27 protein-coding genes are annotated in these 15,448 nt (G+C 48.5%); 26 read left to right on the top strand and 1 reads right to left on the bottom strand.

Going from position 1 to position 15,448, the window contains the following annotated elements; genetic code table 11:
* Window positions 1-7: 7 nt before the first annotated feature.
* From tusB to bfr, 7 genes are all read left to right on the top strand, one after another.
* Complete coding sequence (tusB, locus tag U0008_RS19885; protein ID WP_043489374.1) at window positions 8-295, top strand: sulfurtransferase complex subunit TusB; 288 nt, start codon at window positions 8-10, stop codon at window positions 293-295.
* 142 nt (window positions 296-437) lie between these two features.
* Entirely contained in the window at window positions 438-812 is a 375-nt protein-coding gene (rpsL, locus tag U0008_RS19880; protein ID WP_002212323.1) for a 30S ribosomal protein S12, read from the top strand.
* A 96-nt stretch (window positions 813-908) separates the two neighbouring features.
* Window positions 909-1,379, top strand: a complete 471-nt coding sequence (gene rpsG, locus U0008_RS19875; RefSeq protein WP_017803037.1) for a 30S ribosomal protein S7 — start codon at window positions 909-911, stop codon at window positions 1,377-1,379.
* Between the two features lie 93 nt (window positions 1,380-1,472).
* On the top strand, window positions 1,473-3,587 hold the full coding sequence (gene fusA, locus U0008_RS19870) for an elongation factor G (protein ID WP_025799189.1): 2,115 nt from the start codon (window positions 1,473-1,475) through the stop codon (window positions 3,585-3,587).
* A gap of 70 nt (window positions 3,588-3,657) precedes the next feature.
* Window positions 3,658-4,842 (top strand): elongation factor Tu, encoded by a 1,185-nt coding sequence (gene tuf, locus U0008_RS19865; protein WP_038502512.1) that lies wholly within the window; start codon window positions 3,658-3,660, stop codon window positions 4,840-4,842.
* A gap of 177 nt (window positions 4,843-5,019) precedes the next feature.
* Window positions 5,020-5,217, top strand: a complete 198-nt coding sequence (bfd, locus tag U0008_RS19860; protein WP_072008131.1) for a bacterioferritin-associated ferredoxin — start codon at window positions 5,020-5,022, stop codon at window positions 5,215-5,217.
* Window positions 5,218-5,289: 72 nt separating this feature from the next.
* Entirely contained in the window at window positions 5,290-5,766 is a 477-nt protein-coding gene (gene bfr, locus U0008_RS19855) for a bacterioferritin (RefSeq protein ID WP_025802675.1), read from the top strand.
* Here the strand turns inward: bfr and U0008_RS19850 are convergent.
* Window positions 5,740-6,486 (bottom strand): prepilin peptidase, encoded by a 747-nt coding sequence (locus U0008_RS19850; RefSeq protein WP_043489539.1) that lies wholly within the window; start codon window positions 6,484-6,486, stop codon window positions 5,740-5,742. The genes bfr and U0008_RS19850 overlap by 27 nt on opposite strands.
* Window positions 6,487-6,896: 410 nt before the next feature.
* On the opposite strand from U0008_RS19850, the gene rpsJ reads away from it, so the two are divergent.
* From rpsJ to rpsE, 19 genes are all read left to right on the top strand, one after another.
* The gene (gene rpsJ / locus U0008_RS19845; protein ID WP_001181005.1) at window positions 6,897-7,208 is read left to right on the top strand and encodes a 30S ribosomal protein S10; all 312 of its coding nucleotides are present in this window, start codon (window positions 6,897-6,899) and stop codon (window positions 7,206-7,208) included.
* A 32-nt stretch (window positions 7,209-7,240) separates the two neighbouring features.
* A complete protein-coding gene (gene rplC / locus U0008_RS19840; RefSeq protein WP_025802672.1) occupies window positions 7,241-7,870 on the top strand; it encodes a 50S ribosomal protein L3 in 630 nt (209 codons plus the stop codon).
* A gap of 10 nt (window positions 7,871-7,880) precedes the next feature.
* Window positions 7,881-8,486, top strand: coding sequence for a 50S ribosomal protein L4 (rplD, locus tag U0008_RS19835; RefSeq protein WP_004846606.1), 606 nt, complete (start codon window positions 7,881-7,883; stop codon window positions 8,484-8,486).
* On the top strand, window positions 8,483-8,785 hold the full coding sequence (gene rplW, locus U0008_RS19830; protein WP_004846604.1) for a 50S ribosomal protein L23: 303 nt from the start codon (window positions 8,483-8,485) through the stop codon (window positions 8,783-8,785). Before rplD ends, rplW begins: the two co-directional genes overlap by 4 nt.
* A 19-nt stretch (window positions 8,786-8,804) precedes the next feature.
* Entirely contained in the window at window positions 8,805-9,629 is an 825-nt protein-coding gene (gene rplB, locus U0008_RS19825) for a 50S ribosomal protein L2 (RefSeq protein WP_025802669.1), read from the top strand.
* 14 nt (window positions 9,630-9,643) lie between these two features.
* Window positions 9,644-9,922 carry a 30S ribosomal protein S19 gene (gene rpsS, locus U0008_RS19820; RefSeq protein WP_004846600.1) on the top strand — a complete coding sequence of 93 codons (279 nt, stop codon included), beginning with the start codon at window positions 9,644-9,646 and terminating at the stop codon, window positions 9,920-9,922.
* Between the two features lie 14 nt (window positions 9,923-9,936).
* Window positions 9,937-10,269 (top strand): 50S ribosomal protein L22, encoded by a 333-nt coding sequence (gene rplV, locus U0008_RS19815; protein WP_004391423.1) that lies wholly within the window; start codon window positions 9,937-9,939, stop codon window positions 10,267-10,269.
* Between the two features lie 17 nt (window positions 10,270-10,286).
* Entirely contained in the window at window positions 10,287-10,988 is a 702-nt protein-coding gene (gene rpsC, locus U0008_RS19810) for a 30S ribosomal protein S3 (RefSeq protein ID WP_004846598.1), read from the top strand.
* Window positions 10,989-11,001: 13 nt separating this feature from the next.
* Complete coding sequence (gene rplP / locus U0008_RS19805) at window positions 11,002-11,412, top strand: 50S ribosomal protein L16 (RefSeq protein ID WP_002438716.1); 411 nt, start codon at window positions 11,002-11,004, stop codon at window positions 11,410-11,412.
* Window positions 11,412-11,603 carry a 50S ribosomal protein L29 gene (gene rpmC, locus U0008_RS19800; protein ID WP_004846592.1) on the top strand — a complete coding sequence of 64 codons (192 nt, stop codon included), beginning with the start codon at window positions 11,412-11,414 and terminating at the stop codon, window positions 11,601-11,603. Before rplP ends, rpmC begins: the two co-directional genes overlap by 1 nt.
* Window positions 11,603-11,857, top strand: coding sequence for a 30S ribosomal protein S17 (gene rpsQ, locus U0008_RS19795; RefSeq protein ID WP_004846590.1), 255 nt, complete (start codon window positions 11,603-11,605; stop codon window positions 11,855-11,857). Before rpmC ends, rpsQ begins: the two co-directional genes overlap by 1 nt.
* A gap of 164 nt (window positions 11,858-12,021) precedes the next feature.
* Complete coding sequence (rplN, locus tag U0008_RS19790) at window positions 12,022-12,393, top strand: 50S ribosomal protein L14 (RefSeq protein ID WP_000613954.1); 372 nt, start codon at window positions 12,022-12,024, stop codon at window positions 12,391-12,393.
* Window positions 12,394-12,403: 10 nt separating this feature from the next.
* Window positions 12,404-12,718, top strand: coding sequence for a 50S ribosomal protein L24 (gene rplX / locus U0008_RS19785; protein WP_004846586.1), 315 nt, complete (start codon window positions 12,404-12,406; stop codon window positions 12,716-12,718).
* 14 nt (window positions 12,719-12,732) lie between these two features.
* Window positions 12,733-13,272 carry a 50S ribosomal protein L5 gene (gene rplE / locus U0008_RS19780; RefSeq protein WP_004846583.1) on the top strand — a complete coding sequence of 180 codons (540 nt, stop codon included), beginning with the start codon at window positions 12,733-12,735 and terminating at the stop codon, window positions 13,270-13,272.
* Between the two features lie 13 nt (window positions 13,273-13,285).
* Entirely contained in the window at window positions 13,286-13,591 is a 306-nt protein-coding gene (gene rpsN, locus U0008_RS19775; protein WP_004846582.1) for a 30S ribosomal protein S14, read from the top strand.
* Between the two features lie 33 nt (window positions 13,592-13,624).
* The gene (gene rpsH / locus U0008_RS19770) at window positions 13,625-14,017 is read left to right on the top strand and encodes a 30S ribosomal protein S8 (RefSeq protein ID WP_025802663.1); all 393 of its coding nucleotides are present in this window, start codon (window positions 13,625-13,627) and stop codon (window positions 14,015-14,017) included.
* A 13-nt stretch (window positions 14,018-14,030) separates the two neighbouring features.
* Window positions 14,031-14,564 (top strand): 50S ribosomal protein L6, encoded by a 534-nt coding sequence (rplF, locus tag U0008_RS19765; protein ID WP_025802661.1) that lies wholly within the window; start codon window positions 14,031-14,033, stop codon window positions 14,562-14,564.
* 9 nt (window positions 14,565-14,573) lie between these two features.
* Window positions 14,574-14,927, top strand: a complete 354-nt coding sequence (gene rplR / locus U0008_RS19760) for a 50S ribosomal protein L18 (RefSeq protein ID WP_004846572.1) — start codon at window positions 14,574-14,576, stop codon at window positions 14,925-14,927.
* Between the two features lie 14 nt (window positions 14,928-14,941).
* Entirely contained in the window at window positions 14,942-15,442 is a 501-nt protein-coding gene (gene rpsE, locus U0008_RS19755) for a 30S ribosomal protein S5 (RefSeq protein WP_004846569.1), read from the top strand.
* Window positions 15,443-15,448: the final 6 nt, after the last annotated feature.

The following is a 15,448-nucleotide window of genomic DNA, read 5'->3' as shown; positions in this document are numbered from 1 at the left end:
ATTTTACATGTTACATACGCTGGCAAAGTCTCCAACCTCAGCAGATCTGACAACTCTTTGCGCTATTGTGGGCAATAATGACGCTATCGTGCTTCTTCAGGATGGTGTTCTGTGCGGGCTAGCAAATACCCATGCCCTTGAAAAGCTCATTTCTGCCTCCACATCCCTATATGCGCTGAATGTCGATGTTATTGCTCGAGGTTTGAGTGCTCGAATTTCATCCAATATCGTGTTGTTAGACTATAATCAGTTCGTTGAACTGAGTGCCAAACACCTTCAGCAAGTATCTTGGTGAGAATGCGATCTTGTATATTTCTTGACACCTATACTGGGCAGCCATAAAATTCTGCGTCCTCATATTTTGCCCATGGCTTTATGGGGAGATTTATCACACTTGTTTACGAAGCAAAAAACGAAGCAAATACCAGGAGCTATTAATGGCAACAATTAATCAGCTGGTACGCAAACCACGCTCCATGAAGGTTGCTAAAAGCAACGTTCCTGCGCTGGAAGCTTGCCCGCAGAAACGTGGCGTATGTACTCGCGTATATACCACCACTCCTAAAAAACCAAACTCCGCACTGCGTAAAGTTTGCCGTGTGCGTTTGACTAACGGTTTTGAAGTTACCTCCTACATCGGCGGTGAAGGTCATAACCTGCAGGAACACAGCGTGATCCTGATCCGTGGCGGTCGTGTAAAAGACTTGCCAGGTGTTCGTTACCACACCGTTCGTGGTGCGCTTGACTGCTCCGGCGTTAAAGACCGTAAGCAATCACGTTCCAAATACGGCGTGAAGAAGCCAAAGGCTTAATGGTTCTCCGTTAAGTAAGGCCAAACGTTTTAACTTTAATGTCAAACTCGAACTATAGAGTTTTGGACAACCCTGAATTAACAACGGAGTATTTCCATGCCACGTCGTCGCGTCATTGGTCAGCGTAAAATTCTGCCGGATCCTAAGTTCGGATCAGAACTGCTGGCTAAATTTGTAAACATCCTGATGGTAGATGGTAAAAAATCTACCGCAGAAGCAATCGTATATACCGCGCTGGAGACCCTGGCTCAGCGTTCTGGTAAAAACGAACTGGAAGCTTTTGAAGTAGCCCTGGACAACGTCCGCCCAACCGTCGAAGTTAAATCCCGTCGCGTTGGTGGTTCTACTTATCAGGTACCAGTAGAAGTCCGTCCGGTTCGTCGTAATGCTCTGGCAATGCGTTGGATCGTTGAAGCTGCTCGTAAACGCGGTGATAAATCCATGGCTCTGCGCCTGGCGAACGAACTTTCTGATGCTGCAGAAAACAAAGGTACTGCAGTTAAGAAACGTGAAGACGTTCACCGTATGGCCGAAGCCAACAAGGCGTTCGCTCACTATCGTTGGTAATCCCTTCATAGTGTTAGTCACCAAGCGGGCGCTTCAAGCAAGCCGCCCGCTGTGGGTAACTTAACTTGAACGTCCTAGGAATAGAGGAATCAAATGGCTCGTACAACACCCATTGCCCGCTACCGTAATATCGGTATCAGCGCACACATCGACGCCGGTAAGACTACTACTACCGAACGTATCCTTTTCTACACCGGTGTAAACCATAAAATCGGTGAAGTTCATGACGGCGCTGCCACCATGGACTGGATGGAACAGGAACAAGAACGTGGTATCACCATCACTTCCGCTGCAACTACTGCGTTCTGGTCAGGTATGGCTAAGCAGTATGAACCGCATCGCGTAAACATCATTGACACCCCAGGGCACGTTGACTTCACCATCGAAGTTGAACGTTCCATGCGTGTTCTTGACGGTGCGGTAATGGTTTACTGCGCGGTTGGTGGTGTTCAGCCACAGTCTGAAACCGTATGGCGTCAGGCTAATAAATACAAAGTTCCACGCATTGCGTTCGTTAACAAAATGGACCGCATGGGTGCTAACTTCCTGAAAGTTGTAGGCCAGATCAAATCCCGTTTGGGCGCGAACGCTGTTCCGCTTCAATTGGCAATTGGCGCTGAAGAAGGTTTCACCGGTGTTGTTGACCTGGTGAAAATGAAAGCGATCAACTGGAACGATGCCGATCAGGGCGTGACCTTCGAATACGAAGAGATCCCAGCTGATATGGCTGAGCTGGCTGCTGAATGGCACCAGAATTTGGTTGAGTCTGCAGCAGAAGCTTCTGAAGAGCTGATGGATAAATACTTGGGCGGCGAAGAGCTGACCGAGGAAGAAATCAAAACTGCCCTGCGTTCACGCGTACTGCGTAACGAGATTATTCTTGTTACTTGTGGTTCTGCATTTAAGAACAAAGGTGTTCAGGCGATGCTGGATGCGGTAATTGATTACCTGCCATCACCGACTGACGTACCTGCAATCAACGGTATGCTGGACGACGGTAAAGATACTCCGGCTGAGCGTCATGCGAGCGATGAAGAGCCATTTGCTGCTCTGGCGTTCAAAATTGCTACCGACCCGTTTGTTGGTAACCTGACATTCTTCCGCGTGTACTCTGGTGTTGTTAACTCCGGTGATACCGTATTTAACCCGGTAAAATCGGCGCGTGAGCGTTTTGGTCGTATCGTTCAGATGCACGCTAACAAGCGTGAAGAGATCAAAGAAGTTCGCGCAGGCGACATTGCTGCGGCAATCGGCCTGAAAGACGTGACTACTGGTGACACCATTTGTGATCCGGATAACGTGATCATTCTGGAGCGTATGGAATTCCCTGAACCGGTAATTTCCATCGCAGTAGAACCGAAAACCAAAGCTGACCAAGAAAAAATGGGTCTGGCTCTGGGCCGTCTGGCTAAAGAAGACCCATCATTCCGCGTATGGACTGATGAAGAATCTAACCAGACCATCATCGCAGGTATGGGTGAGCTGCACCTCGACATCATCGTTGACCGTATGAAGCGTGAATTCAACGTTGAAGCGAACGTCGGTAAACCTCAGGTTGCTTATCGTGAAGCTATTCGCACGAAAGTTACTGATATCGAAGGTAAACACGCCAAGCAGTCTGGTGGTCGTGGTCAGTATGGTCATGTTGTTATCGACATGTACCCACTGGAGCCGGGCTCAAATCCGAAAGGTTACGAGTTCATCAACGACATCAAAGGTGGTGTAATTCCTGGCGAATACATCCCTGCCGTTGATAAAGGTATCCAGGAGCAGCTGAAATCTGGTCCACTGGCGGGTTATCCGGTTGTTGACCTCGGCGTGCGTCTGCACTTCGGTTCTTACCATGACGTTGACTCCTCTGAGCTGGCGTTTAAACTGGCCGCTTCTCTTGCCTTCAAAGATGGCTTTAAGAAAGCGAAACCAGTTCTGCTTGAGCCTATCATGAAGGTTGAAGTTGAAACTCCAGAAGAGAACACTGGTGACGTTATCGGTGACCTTAGCCGTCGTCGTGGCCAGCTGAAAGGTCAGGAATCTAACGCTACTGGCGTTCAGATTCACGCTGAAGTGCCGTTGTCTGAAATGTTCGGATACGCAACTCAGCTGCGTTCTCTGACCAAAGGTCGTGCATCTTACTCCATGGAATTCCTGAAGTATGATGATGCGCCGAACAACGTTGCTCAGGCCGTTATTGAAGCTCGTGGCAAATAAGCTACTAGTTTAAAACATTGATCCCGTGCTCTCTCTATGAAGGGAGAGCACAAGAGTAAGGAATAAAGCCGTGTCTAAAGAAAAATTTGAACGTACAAAACCGCACGTTAACGTTGGTACAATCGGCCACGTTGACCACGGTAAAACTACCCTGACTGCTGCAATCACTACCGTTCTGGCTAAAACCTACGGTGGTTCTGCACGTGCATTCGACCAGATCGATAACGCGCCAGAAGAAAAAGCACGTGGTATCACCATCAACACTTCTCACGTTGAATATGACACCCCGTCACGCCACTACGCGCACGTTGACTGCCCAGGGCATGCTGACTACGTTAAAAACATGATCACCGGTGCTGCACAGATGGACGGCGCTATCCTGGTTGTTGCTGCGACTGACGGCCCTATGCCTCAGACTCGTGAGCACATCCTGCTGGGTCGTCAGGTTGGCGTTCCTTTCATCATCGTATTCCTGAACAAATGCGACATGGTTGATGATGAAGAGCTGCTGGAACTGGTAGAAATGGAAGTTCGTGAACTTCTGTCTCAGTACGACTTCCCAGGTGATGATACTCCAATCATCCGTGGTTCTGCTCTGAAAGCGCTGGAAGGCGAAGCTGAGTGGGAAGCTAAGATCGTAGAACTGGCTGAAACTCTGGATTCTTACATCCCAGAACCAGAACGTGCTATCGACAAGCCATTCCTGCTGCCAATCGAAGACGTATTCTCTATCTCTGGCCGTGGTACTGTTGTTACCGGTCGTGTAGAGCGCGGTATCGTTAAAGTTGGTGAAGAAGTTGAGATCGTTGGTATCAAAGATACCGTTAAATCAACTTGTACCGGCGTTGAAATGTTCCGTAAACTGCTGGACGAAGGTCGTGCAGGCGAGAACGTTGGTGTTCTGCTGCGTGGTATCAAGCGTGAAGACATCGAACGTGGTCAGGTTCTGGCTAAACCAGGTTCTATCAAGCCACACACCAAGTTCGAATCAGAAGTTTATATTCTGAGCAAAGATGAAGGCGGCCGTCATACTCCGTTCTTCAAAGGCTACCGTCCACAGTTCTACTTCCGTACAACTGACGTGACCGGTACCATCGAATTGCCAGAAGGCGTGGAAATGGTAATGCCAGGCGATAACATCAAAATGATCGTTACCCTGATCCACCCAATCGCAATGGACGATGGTCTGCGTTTCGCAATCCGCGAAGGCGGCCGTACCGTTGGTGCTGGTGTTGTTGCTAAGGTAATGAGCTAATATTTAGCTTTTGAACCAAATGCAGTAAAAGGGCGCTTAGGCGCCCTTTTTTATTACAAGAAAAACATGAACTGATTCAGGTCAGTACGATTTATAAGCAGTAAAATGAGATGCTTTTATTGAAATGATAACGTTTATTATTTAGACTCTTATTATCAAATCAGTAAAGAGTAAAATATGTACGTTTGCTTATGTAATGGGATTTCGGACAAAACAATACGTCATGCAATCCGTAAATATCAGCCGAGCTCTCTCCATCATTTGCGTAAAATAGTTCCATTAGGATCTGAATGCGGCAAATGTATCCGTCAGGCTCGAGAGATTTTCGATGAGGAAACCACGGTACTTCAAAGTAGCTTCATAAACGTGGCATAAAAGTATGGTTATTTTTTGACTCTTCAGACTCTGGTTCTACACTAAAAGAACTGGAAGCGGAGGGTTTTGTTTATGAAAGGCGATAAAAAAGTTATTGGCCACCTCAATAAGCTACTTGGAAATGAACTCGTAGCCATCAATCAGTATTTCCTTCATGCCCGTATGTTTAAGAATTGGGGGCTCACACGACTCAATGACATTGAGTACCACGAGTCGATCGATGAGATGAAACATGCTGACCGTTACATCGAAAGAATTCTTTTTTTAGAAGGACTGCCAAATCTTCAAGATTTAGGGAAACTTAATATCGGAGAAGACGTGGAAGAAATGTTGAGATCCGATCTTAAATTAGAACTCGATGGTGCAAAAAACTTACGTGAAGGTATCGCTTATGCAGATTCAGTCCATGACTATGTCAGCCGTGATCTTATGATTGAAGTCCTGTCTGATGAAGAAAAACATATCGACTGGCTGGAAACTGAGTTAGATCTTATCCAACGTCTGGGAATCCAAAATTACCTATTAGCTCAGGTTAAAGAAGAAGCTTAATTTCCATGATTGCAATATATCGAAAATAACCACCCAGCCGGCGATGGCCAAGCAAGGACCAAAAGGCAGAGGGTGGTTCTTTTTCAGTGAACAAAACTTCCGGACTCCCCACCAAACAATTCCACCAAAGGACGCACTGGCAGATATCAATGCCAAGTTTTCATACCCTGCCCATGCACCGAGTGCGGCCAACAGTTTAGCGTCACCTAATCCGATACCCATTTTTCCTGCTAAATGCTTAGTTATCCAGCCTAGAAACCAAATAAAGATATAACCCGCGACTGCGCCAGCAACGGCGTGTTCTATTGGAGTCGCGTTAGTGTATGCATTAAAACAAAGGCCGAGCCAGAGTAGGGGGAGTGTCAATACATCCGGTAATAGGTAATGCTGAAAATCCAAAAGAGACAAGGTGATGAGAAACCAGCTGATTAGCCAAACAATGGGCACGATTGATAGACTAATATGAGGCCAGAAGGATATAGCCAGAAAAAACAGTCCATAGCCGATTTGCGCCTTTAAGCTGCCTCTGTAGATTGAAGAAAACGACGGCGTGCCCAAAGTGAGAAGAGCAGTTGGAGCTGGAGAAAGAATTTGCCTAGGTATCGCTTGTCTTGCAATGTAAGCGGCGCAACCACTGCAAACAGCAAATACGATACATAGCGCTACACGTTTTCCGCTATCAGAAATGACGCAAGAATAGATATCCGTGAGCAATTCCATCTGTATTTCCTCCATTCAATATGCACACCATCATATCTGAGCATATTGAGCTATAGAGGACATTTTATTGGAATCATTGTCACAGGGCTGTATGAATTTTATGCAATTCAAGGCTCGGACGGGTATTTTATACGTGCGTATTTGAAGGATATCAGATCGTGCAGGCAGGATAGAGTAAGAGCCTTTCCACTATTTTTGCGCATTTAGGTTGCTTCCTGAGCTGGTTTACGTATAATGCGCGGGCTTACCTAATCTTGGTAAGTCTGATTCTGAATCAGAGATAGTCCTAGACTATCGAACAATACTCCCGATATGGGGGTTATATGTTGAACGATTACACTCCCCCATCAATCGAAATGGGTGTGAGGAGTAATTTTTTACGTTTATAAAATAATTGGAGCTCTGGTCTCATGCAGAACCAAAGAATCCGTATCCGCCTGAAAGCGTTTGATCATCGTCTGATCGATCAATCAACTGCGGAAATCGTCGAGACTGCTAAGCGCACTGGTGCGCAAGTCCGTGGTCCGATCCCGCTGCCGACCCGCAAAGAGCGCTTTACCGTTCTGATTTCTCCGCACGTCAACAAAGACGCGCGCGATCAGTACGAGATTCGCACTCATAAGCGCCTGGTTGACATCGTTGAGCCAACCGAGAAAACCGTTGATGCTCTGATGCGTCTGGATCTGGCTGCTGGTGTAGACGTGCAGATCAGCCTGGGTTAATCAGGTCATTGAACGATTGAGAGGTTGAAACAATGATTGGTTTAGTCGGTAAAAAAGTGGGTATGACCCGCATCTTCACTGAAGATGGCGTATCTATCCCAGTAACCGTTATCGAAATCGAAGCAAACCGTGTTACTCAGGTGAAAAGCCTGGATAACGACGGCTACTGCGCTGTACAGGTAACTACGGGTGCTAAAAAAGCAAACCGTGTATCTAAGCCAGAAGCTGGTCACTTCGCTAAAGCTGGCGTAGAAGCTGGCCGCACCCTGCGCGAATTCCGTCTGAATGAAGGCGAAGAGTTCACCGTAGGTCAGAGCATTAGCGTTGAAATTTTTGCTGACGTTAAAAAAGTTGACGTTACCGGTACTTCTAAAGGTAAAGGTTTTGCTGGCACAGTTAAGCGCTGGAACTTCCGTACCCAAGATGCTACCCATGGTAACTCCTTGTCTCACCGCGTTCCGGGTTCTATCGGTCAGAACCAGACTCCGGGCAAAGTGTTCAAAGGCAAGAAAATGGCAGGCCAACTGGGTAACGAACGCGTAACCGTTCAGAGCCTGGATGTAGTACGTGTTGACGCTGAGCGCAACCTGCTGCTGGTTAAGGGTGCTGTTCCGGGTGCAACCGGTGGCGACCTGATCGTTAAACCAGCTGTAAAGGCGTGAGGAGATAGGAATGGAATTAGTATTGAAAGACGCGCAAAGCGCGCTGACTGTTTCCGAAACTACCTTCGGTCGTGATTTCAACGAAGCGCTGGTACACCAGGTTGTAGTTGCTTATGCAGCTGGTGCCCGTCAAGGTACTCGTGCTCAGAAGACCCGTGCTGAAGTAACTGGTTCAGGCAAAAAACCGTGGCGTCAGAAAGGTACTGGTCGCGCTCGTTCTGGTTCTGTTAAGAGCCCGATCTGGCGTTCCGGTGGCGTTTCATTCGCTGCGAAGCCTCAGGATCACAGTCAAAAAGTTAACAAAAAGATGTACCGCGGCGCGCTGAAAAGCATTCTGTCCGAACTGGTACGTCAAGATCGTCTGATCGTCGTCGAGAAGTTCTCTGTAGAAGCGCCTAAAACTAAGCTGCTGGCACAGAAACTGAAAGACATGGCGCTGGAAGACGTGCTGATTGTAACCGGCGAAGTCGACGAAAATCTGTTCCTGGCCGCTCGCAACCTGTACAAGGTTGATGTGCGTGACGTTACAGGTATCGACCCAGTTAGCTTGATCGCCTTCGACAAAGTGGTTATGACTGCTGACGCTGTGAAGCAAGTTGAGGAGATGCTGGCATGATCCGTGAAGAACGTCTGCTGAAAGTACTGCGCGCGCCGCACGTTTCTGAAAAAGCGTCTATGGTGATGGAAAAAACCAACACCATCGTTCTCAAAGTTGCTAAAGACGCAACTAAAGCAGAAATCAAAGCCGCAGTTAAGAAACTGTTCGAAGTTGAAGTTGATGCAGTTCACACCCTGGTAGTTAAAGGTAAAGTGAAGCGTCACGGTCAGCGTGTTGGTCGTCGTAGCGACTGGAAAAAAGCTTACGTCACCCTGAAAGAAGGCCAGAATCTGGACTTCATCGGCGGCGCAGAGTAAGTCGGAGGAGTAGCGAACAATGGCAATTGTTAAATGTAAACCGACATCTCCGGGTCGTCGCCACGTTGTTAAAGTGGTTAACCCTGAGCTGCACAAGGGCAAACCGTATGCCCCGTTGCTTGAAAAACTGAGCAAATCCGGTGGCCGTAACAACAATGGCCGCATCACCACTCGTCACATCGGTGGTGGTCACAAACAGCATTATCGTCTGGTTGACTTCAAACGCAACAAAGATGGTATCCCTGCTGTTGTTGAGCGTCTGGAATATGATCCGAACCGTTCTGCGAATATCGCACTGGTTCTGTACAAAGACGGCGAACGCCGTTATATCCTGGCGCCTAAAGGCCTGAAAGCGGGTGACCAGATTCAGTCTGGTGTTGATGCTGCTATCAAACCTGGCAACACCTTGCCGATGCGTAACATCCCGGTTGGTTCTACCGTTCATAACGTAGAAATGAAACCAGGCAAAGGTGGTCAGCTAGCTCGTTCTGCTGGCGCATACGTTCAGATCGTTGCTCGCGATGGTGCATATGTCACCCTGCGTCTGCGTTCTGGTGAAATGCGTAAAATCCCATCCGACTGCCGTGCTACCTTAGGCGAAGTTGGTAACGCTGAGCATATGCTGCGCGTTCTGGGTAAAGCAGGTGCAAGCCGCTGGCGTGGTGTTCGTCCTACCGTTCGCGGTACTGCGATGAACCCAGTCGACCATCCACACGGTGGTGGTGAAGGTCGTAACTTTGGTAAGCACCCTGTTTCCCCATGGGGCCTGCAGACCAAAGGTAAGAAGACCCGCAGCAACAAGCGTACTGATAAATTCATCGTACGTCGCCGTAGTAAAAAATAATTAGAGGATAAGCCATGCCACGTTCTCTCAAGAAAGGTCCTTTCATTGACCTGCACTTGCTGAAGAAGGTAGAGAAAGCGGTGGAAAGCGGAGACAAAAAGCCTATTAAGACTTGGTCCCGTCGTTCAACGGTCTTTCCAAACATGATCGGTTTGACCATCGCTGTCCATAATGGTCGTCAGCACGTTCCAGTATTTGTAGCCGATGAAATGGTCGGTCACAAGTTAGGTGAATTCGCGCCGACTCGTACTTATCGCGGCCATGCGGCTGATAAAAAAGCTAAAAAGCGCTAAGGTAGGAGGAAGAGATGGAAACTATCGCTAAACATCGCCACGCTCGTTCTTCTGCTCAGAAGGTTCGCCTCGTTGCTGACCTGATCCGCGGTAAGAAAGTGTCGCAAGCTCTGGAAACTTTAGCCTACACCAACAAGAAAGCTGCTGGTCTGGTTAAGAAAGTACTTGAGTCTGCTATTGCTAACGCAGAACACAACGATGGCGCTGACATCGATGATCTGAAAGTGACGAAAATCTTCGTCGACGAAGGCCCAAGCATGAAGCGCATTATGCCGCGTGCTAAAGGTCGTGCAGATCGTATCCTGAAGCGCACCAGCCACATTACAGTGGTTGTGTCCGATCGCTGAGACTCTGGAGACTAGCAATGGGTCAGAAAGTACATCCTAATGGTATTCGCCTGGGTATTGTCAAACCTTGGAACTCTACTTGGTTCGCGAATACCAAAGAGTTCGCTGACAACCTGGACAGCGACTTTAAAGTTCGTCAATTCCTGACTAAGGAACTGGCGAAGGCTTCCGTTTCTCGCATCGTTATCGAGCGTCCTGCGAAGAGCATCCGTGTGACTATTCACACTGCTCGTCCAGGCATCGTTATCGGCAAGAAAGGTGAAGATGTCGAAAAACTGCGTAAGGTCGTAGCGGATATCGCTGGCGTTCCTGCGCAAATCAATATCGCCGAAGTTCGTAAACCAGAACTGGACGCAAAATTGGTTGCTGATAGCATCACTTCACAGCTGGAACGTCGTGTTATGTTCCGTCGTGCTATGAAGCGTGCTGTACAGAACGCAATGCGTCTGGGCGCTAAAGGTATTAAAGTTGAAGTAAGCGGCCGCCTCGGCGGTGCTGAAATCGCGCGTACCGAATGGTACCGTGAAGGTCGTGTTCCGTTGCATACTCTGCGTGCGGATATCGATTACAACACCTCTGAAGCGCACACCACTTATGGTGTAATCGGCGTTAAGGTATGGATCTTCAAAGGTGAGATCCTGGGTGGTATGGCTGCAGTTGAACAACCGGAAAAACCGGCTGCTCAACCTAAAAAGCAGCAGCGTAAAGGCCGCAAGTAAGGAGAGTCGCTGAATGTTACAACCAAAGCGTACAAAATTCCGTAAGGTGCACAAAGGCCGCAACCGTGGTCTGGCGCAAGGTACGGATGTTAGCTTCGGCACTTTCGGTCTGAAAGCTGTTGGCCGTGGCCGTCTGACTGCTCGTCAAATCGAAGCAGCTCGTCGTGCGATGACTCGTGCAGTTAAGCGTCAGGGTAAAATCTGGATCCGTGTGTTCCCAGACAAGCCGATCACTGAAAAGCCGCTTGAAGTTCGTATGGGTAAAGGTAAAGGTAACGTAGAGTATTGGGTTGCCTTGATCCAGCCGGGTAAAGTCCTGTACGAAATGGACGGCGTGCCTGAAGAGCTGGCCCGTGAGGCCTTCAAGCTGGCAGCAGCGAAACTGCCTATCAAAACCACCTTTGTAACTAAGACGGTGATGTAATGAAAGCACAAGAGCTGCGTGAGAAAAGTGTTGAAGAGCTGAACACTGAACTGCTGAGCCTGCTGCGTGAGCAATTTAACCTGCGCATGCAAGCGGCAAGCGGTCAGCTGCAACAATCTCACCTGTTGAAGCAAGTGCGTCGTGATGTCGCACGCGTTAAGACTTTACTGACTGAGAAGGCGGGTGCGTAATGACTGATCAAATCCGTACTCTGCAAGGTCGAGTAGTTAGTGACAAAATGGAGAAATCCGTTGTTGTTACGATCGAGCGTATGGTGAAGCACCCAATGTATGGTAAATTCATCAAACGTACGACCAAGCTGCACGTACACGACGAGAACAATGAATGTGGTATCGGTGACGTGGTAGAAATCCGCGAATGCCGTCCACTGTCAAAGACTAAGTCTTGGACACTTGTTCGCGTTGTAGAGAAAGCCGTTCTGTAATACAGTACGCATCTCGAGTACTATAAACGGCTCAAAAACTGAGCCGTTTATTTTTTCTACCCATATTCTGGAAGCGGTGTTATAATGCTGCGCCCTCAATTGTGGGGATTTCAAACGACCCATTCTGGGTCCAAAGTTGTAGTTGACATTAGCGGAGCACTAACATGATCCAAGAACAGACTATGCTGAACGTGGCCGACAACTCCGGTGCACGTCGCGTAATGTGTATCAAGGTTCTAGGTGGCTCGCACCGTCGCTACGCAGGCGTCGGCGACATCATCAAGATCACCATCAAGGAAGCAATTCCTCGTGGCAAGGTCAAGAAAGGCGATGTGCTGAAGGCGGTAGTGGTGCGCACCAAGAAGGGTGTTCGTCGCCCGGACGGTTCTGTCATTCGCTTCGATGGCAATGCTTGTGTTATTTTAAACAATAACTCTGAGCAGCCTATCGGTACGCGTATTTTTGGGCCGGTAACTCGTGAACTGCGTAATGAAAAGTTCATGAAAATTATCTCTCTGGCACCAGAAGTACTCTAAGGAGCGAACCATGGCAGCGAAAATCCGTCGTGATGACGAAGTTATCGTGCTAACCGGTAAAGATAAAGGTAAGCGCGGTAAAGTAAAAAATGTCCTGTCTTCTGGCAAGGTCATCGTTGAAGGTATTAACCTGGTTAAGAAACATCAGAAGCCGGTTCCGGCCCTGAACCAACCAGGTGGCATTGTTGAAAAAGAAGCTGCTATTCAGGTTTCTAACATTGCTCTCTTCAATGCGGCAACCGGTAAGGCTGACCGTGTAGGCTTTAGATTCGAAGACGGCAAAAAAGTCCGTTTCTTCAAATCTAACAGCGAAACTATCAAGTAATTTGGAGTAGTACGATGGCGAAACTGCATGATTACTACAAAGACGAAGTAGTCAAGCAACTCATGTCTGAGTTCGGCTACAATTCTGTCATGCAAGTCCCACGGGTCGAGAAGATTACCCTGAATATGGGTGTTGGTGAAGCGATCGCTGATAAGAAACTGCTGGATAATGCAGCAGCTGACTTAGCAGCAATCTCCGGTCAAAAGCCGTTGATCACTAAAGCACGCAAATCAGTTGCAGGCTTCAAAATCCGCCAGGGCTATCCGATCGGCTGTAAAGTAACTCTGCGTGGCGAACGCATGTGGGAGTTCTTTGAGCGTCTGATTTCCATTGCTGTACCTCGTATCCGTGACTTCCGTGGCTTGTCTGCTAAGTCATTCGATGGTCGTGGTAACTACAGCATGGGCGTGCGTGAACAGATCATCTTCCCGGAAATCGATTATGATAAAGTCGATCGCGTTCGTGGTTTGGATATTACCATTACCACTACTGCGAAATCCGATGATGAAGGCCGTGCGCTGCTGACTGCTTTCAACTTCCCGTTCCGCAAGTAAGGTAGGGTTACTAATGGCTAAGCAATCCATGAAAGCACGCGAAGTCAAGCGCGTGAAATTAGCTGATAAGTTCTTTGCCAAACGCGTTGAACTGAAAGCGATCATCTCTAACGTGAACGCTTCTGACGAAGATCGTTGGGATGCTGTTCTTAAGCTGCAGACTCTGCCGCGTGATTCCAGCCCGTCCCGTCAGCGTAACCGCTGCCGTCAAACTGGCCGTCCGCACGCTTTCCTGCGTAAGTTCGGGTTGAGCCGTATTAAGGTCCGTGAAGCCGCTATGCGCGGTGAAATCCCGGGTCTGAAAAAGGCTAGCTGGTAATTGTCACCAATTGAATCACGGGAGTAAAGACAGATGAGCATGCAAGATCCGATCGCGGATATGCTGACCCGTATCCGTAACGGTCAAGCCGCGAACAAAGTTGCGGTCACCATGCCTTCCTCCAAGCTGAAAGTGGCAATTGCCAACGTGCTGAAGGAAGAAGGTTTTATTGAAGATTTCAAAATCGAAGGCGACACCAAGCCTGTACTGGAATTAGTACTGAAGTACTTCCAGGGCAAGGCAGTGGTAGAAAGCATTCAACGTATCAGCCGTCCAGGTCTGCGCATCTATAAGAAAAAAGATGAGCTGCCAAAAGTTATGGCCGGTTTGGGTATCGCTGTTATTTCTACCTCTAAAGGTGTTATGACTGATCGTGCAGCTCGCCAGGCTGGTCTTGGTGGCGAGATTCTCTGCTACGTAGCTTAATCGGGAGGAAAGAATGTCTCGTGTTGCAAAAGCACCCGTCGTCATTCCTGCCGGCGTAGAGGTCAAACTCAACGGTCAGGTAATTTCGATTAAGGGTAAAAACGGCGAGCTGACTCGTACAGTCCACGACGCCGTTGAAGTTAAGCATGCTGATAACGCACTGACTTTCGCTCCACGCGAAGGTTTTGCAAATGCGTGGGCCCAAGCGGGTACCACTCGTGCGCTGCTTAACGCAATGGTTGTTGGTGTTACCGATGGCTTCACTAAGAAGCTTCAGTTGGTAGGTGTCGGTTACCGTGCAGCAGTTAAGGGCAACTCTGTGAATTTAGCTTTAGGCTTCTCTCACCCAGTTGAACATGCTCTGCCAGCAGGTATTACTGCTGAATGCCCGTCCCAGACTGAAATCGTGCTGAAAGGCGCTGATAAGCAGTTGATCGGACAAGTGGCAGCAGATCTGCGCGCTTACCGTCGTCCTGAGCCTTATAAAGGCAAGGGTGTCCGTTACGCCGACGAAGTCGTGCGTACCAAAGAGGCTAAGAAGAAGTAAGGTAACACTATGGATAAGAAATCTGCTCGTATCCGTCGTGCGACCCGCGCACGCCGCAAGCTCAAAGAGCTGGGTGCAACTCGCCTGGTGGTACATCGTACCCCGCGTCATATTTACGCACAGGTAATTGCTCCGAATGGTTCTGAAGTTCTGGTCGCTGCTTCTACTGTAGAAAAAGCAATCAGTGAACAACTGAAATATACTGGGAACAAAGATGCTGCAATCGCTGTAGGTAAAACTATTGCTGAGCGCGCGTTGGAGAAGGGCATCAAAGGCGTATCTTTTGACCGCTCTGGTTTCCAATATCATGGTCGTGTCCAGGCACTGGCAGATGCTGCCCGTGAAGCTGGCCTTCAGTTCTAAGGTAGAGGTGTAAGATGGCTCACATCGAAAAACAAGCTGGCGAACTGCAGGAAAAGCTGATCGCGGTAAATCGCGTATCTAAAACTGTAAAAGGTGGCCGTATTTTTAGCTTCACCGCACTAACTGTAGTGGGTGATGGCAATGGTCGCGTAGGTTTTGGTTACGGTAAAGCGCGTGAAGTTCCAGCAGCGATCCAGAAAGCGATGGAAAAAGCCCGTCGCAACATGATGAATGTCGCGCTGAACAGCGGCACCCTGCAGCATCCTGTTAAAGGTGCTCATACGGGTTCTCGTGTGTTCATGCAGCCGGCTTCCGAAGGTACCGGTATTATTGCCGGTGGTGCAATGCGCGCCGTTCTGGAAGTCGCTGGGGTGCACAACGTTCTAGCTAAGGCCTATGGTTCCACCAACCCAATTAATGTGGTTCGTGCAACTATCGATGGTCTGGCTAGCATGAAGTCCCCAGAAATGGTCGCTGCCAAGCGTGGTAAATCCGTTGAAGAAATTCTGGGGTAATTGACC

This window comes from Hafnia alvei, from assembly GCF_034424155.1.
Lineage (GTDB): Bacteria > Pseudomonadota > Gammaproteobacteria > Enterobacterales > Enterobacteriaceae > Hafnia > Hafnia alvei.
This window is presented reverse-complemented; position numbering and strand designations above follow the sequence as displayed.

Coding starts and splice junctions, on each gene's coding strand:
- tusB (WP_043489374.1), top strand. CDS start 8: ATGTTACATACGCTGGCAAAGTCTCCAACCTCAGCAGATCTGACAACT.
- rpsL (WP_002212323.1), top strand. CDS start 438: ATGGCAACAATTAATCAGCTGGTACGCAAACCACGCTCCATGAAGGTT.
- rpsG (WP_017803037.1), top strand. CDS start 909: ATGCCACGTCGTCGCGTCATTGGTCAGCGTAAAATTCTGCCGGATCCT.
- fusA (WP_025799189.1), top strand. CDS start 1,473: ATGGCTCGTACAACACCCATTGCCCGCTACCGTAATATCGGTATCAGC.
- bfd (WP_072008131.1), top strand. CDS start 5,020: ATGTACGTTTGCTTATGTAATGGGATTTCGGACAAAACAATACGTCAT.
- bfr (WP_025802675.1), top strand. CDS start 5,290: ATGAAAGGCGATAAAAAAGTTATTGGCCACCTCAATAAGCTACTTGGA.
- U0008_RS19850 (WP_043489539.1), bottom strand. CDS start 6,486: ATGGAATTGCTCACGGATATCTATTCTTGCGTCATTTCTGATAGCGGA.
- rpsJ (WP_001181005.1), top strand. CDS start 6,897: ATGCAGAACCAAAGAATCCGTATCCGCCTGAAAGCGTTTGATCATCGT.
- rplC (WP_025802672.1), top strand. CDS start 7,241: ATGATTGGTTTAGTCGGTAAAAAAGTGGGTATGACCCGCATCTTCACT.
- rplD (WP_004846606.1), top strand. CDS start 7,881: ATGGAATTAGTATTGAAAGACGCGCAAAGCGCGCTGACTGTTTCCGAA.
- rplW (WP_004846604.1), top strand. CDS start 8,483: ATGATCCGTGAAGAACGTCTGCTGAAAGTACTGCGCGCGCCGCACGTT.
- rplB (WP_025802669.1), top strand. CDS start 8,805: ATGGCAATTGTTAAATGTAAACCGACATCTCCGGGTCGTCGCCACGTT.
- rpsS (WP_004846600.1), top strand. CDS start 9,644: ATGCCACGTTCTCTCAAGAAAGGTCCTTTCATTGACCTGCACTTGCTG.
- rplV (WP_004391423.1), top strand. CDS start 9,937: ATGGAAACTATCGCTAAACATCGCCACGCTCGTTCTTCTGCTCAGAAG.
- rpsC (WP_004846598.1), top strand. CDS start 10,287: ATGGGTCAGAAAGTACATCCTAATGGTATTCGCCTGGGTATTGTCAAA.
- rplP (WP_002438716.1), top strand. CDS start 11,002: ATGTTACAACCAAAGCGTACAAAATTCCGTAAGGTGCACAAAGGCCGC.
- rpmC (WP_004846592.1), top strand. CDS start 11,412: ATGAAAGCACAAGAGCTGCGTGAGAAAAGTGTTGAAGAGCTGAACACT.
- rpsQ (WP_004846590.1), top strand. CDS start 11,603: ATGACTGATCAAATCCGTACTCTGCAAGGTCGAGTAGTTAGTGACAAA.
- rplN (WP_000613954.1), top strand. CDS start 12,022: ATGATCCAAGAACAGACTATGCTGAACGTGGCCGACAACTCCGGTGCA.
- rplX (WP_004846586.1), top strand. CDS start 12,404: ATGGCAGCGAAAATCCGTCGTGATGACGAAGTTATCGTGCTAACCGGT.
- rplE (WP_004846583.1), top strand. CDS start 12,733: ATGGCGAAACTGCATGATTACTACAAAGACGAAGTAGTCAAGCAACTC.
- rpsN (WP_004846582.1), top strand. CDS start 13,286: ATGGCTAAGCAATCCATGAAAGCACGCGAAGTCAAGCGCGTGAAATTA.
- rpsH (WP_025802663.1), top strand. CDS start 13,625: ATGAGCATGCAAGATCCGATCGCGGATATGCTGACCCGTATCCGTAAC.
- rplF (WP_025802661.1), top strand. CDS start 14,031: ATGTCTCGTGTTGCAAAAGCACCCGTCGTCATTCCTGCCGGCGTAGAG.
- rplR (WP_004846572.1), top strand. CDS start 14,574: ATGGATAAGAAATCTGCTCGTATCCGTCGTGCGACCCGCGCACGCCGC.
- rpsE (WP_004846569.1), top strand. CDS start 14,942: ATGGCTCACATCGAAAAACAAGCTGGCGAACTGCAGGAAAAGCTGATC.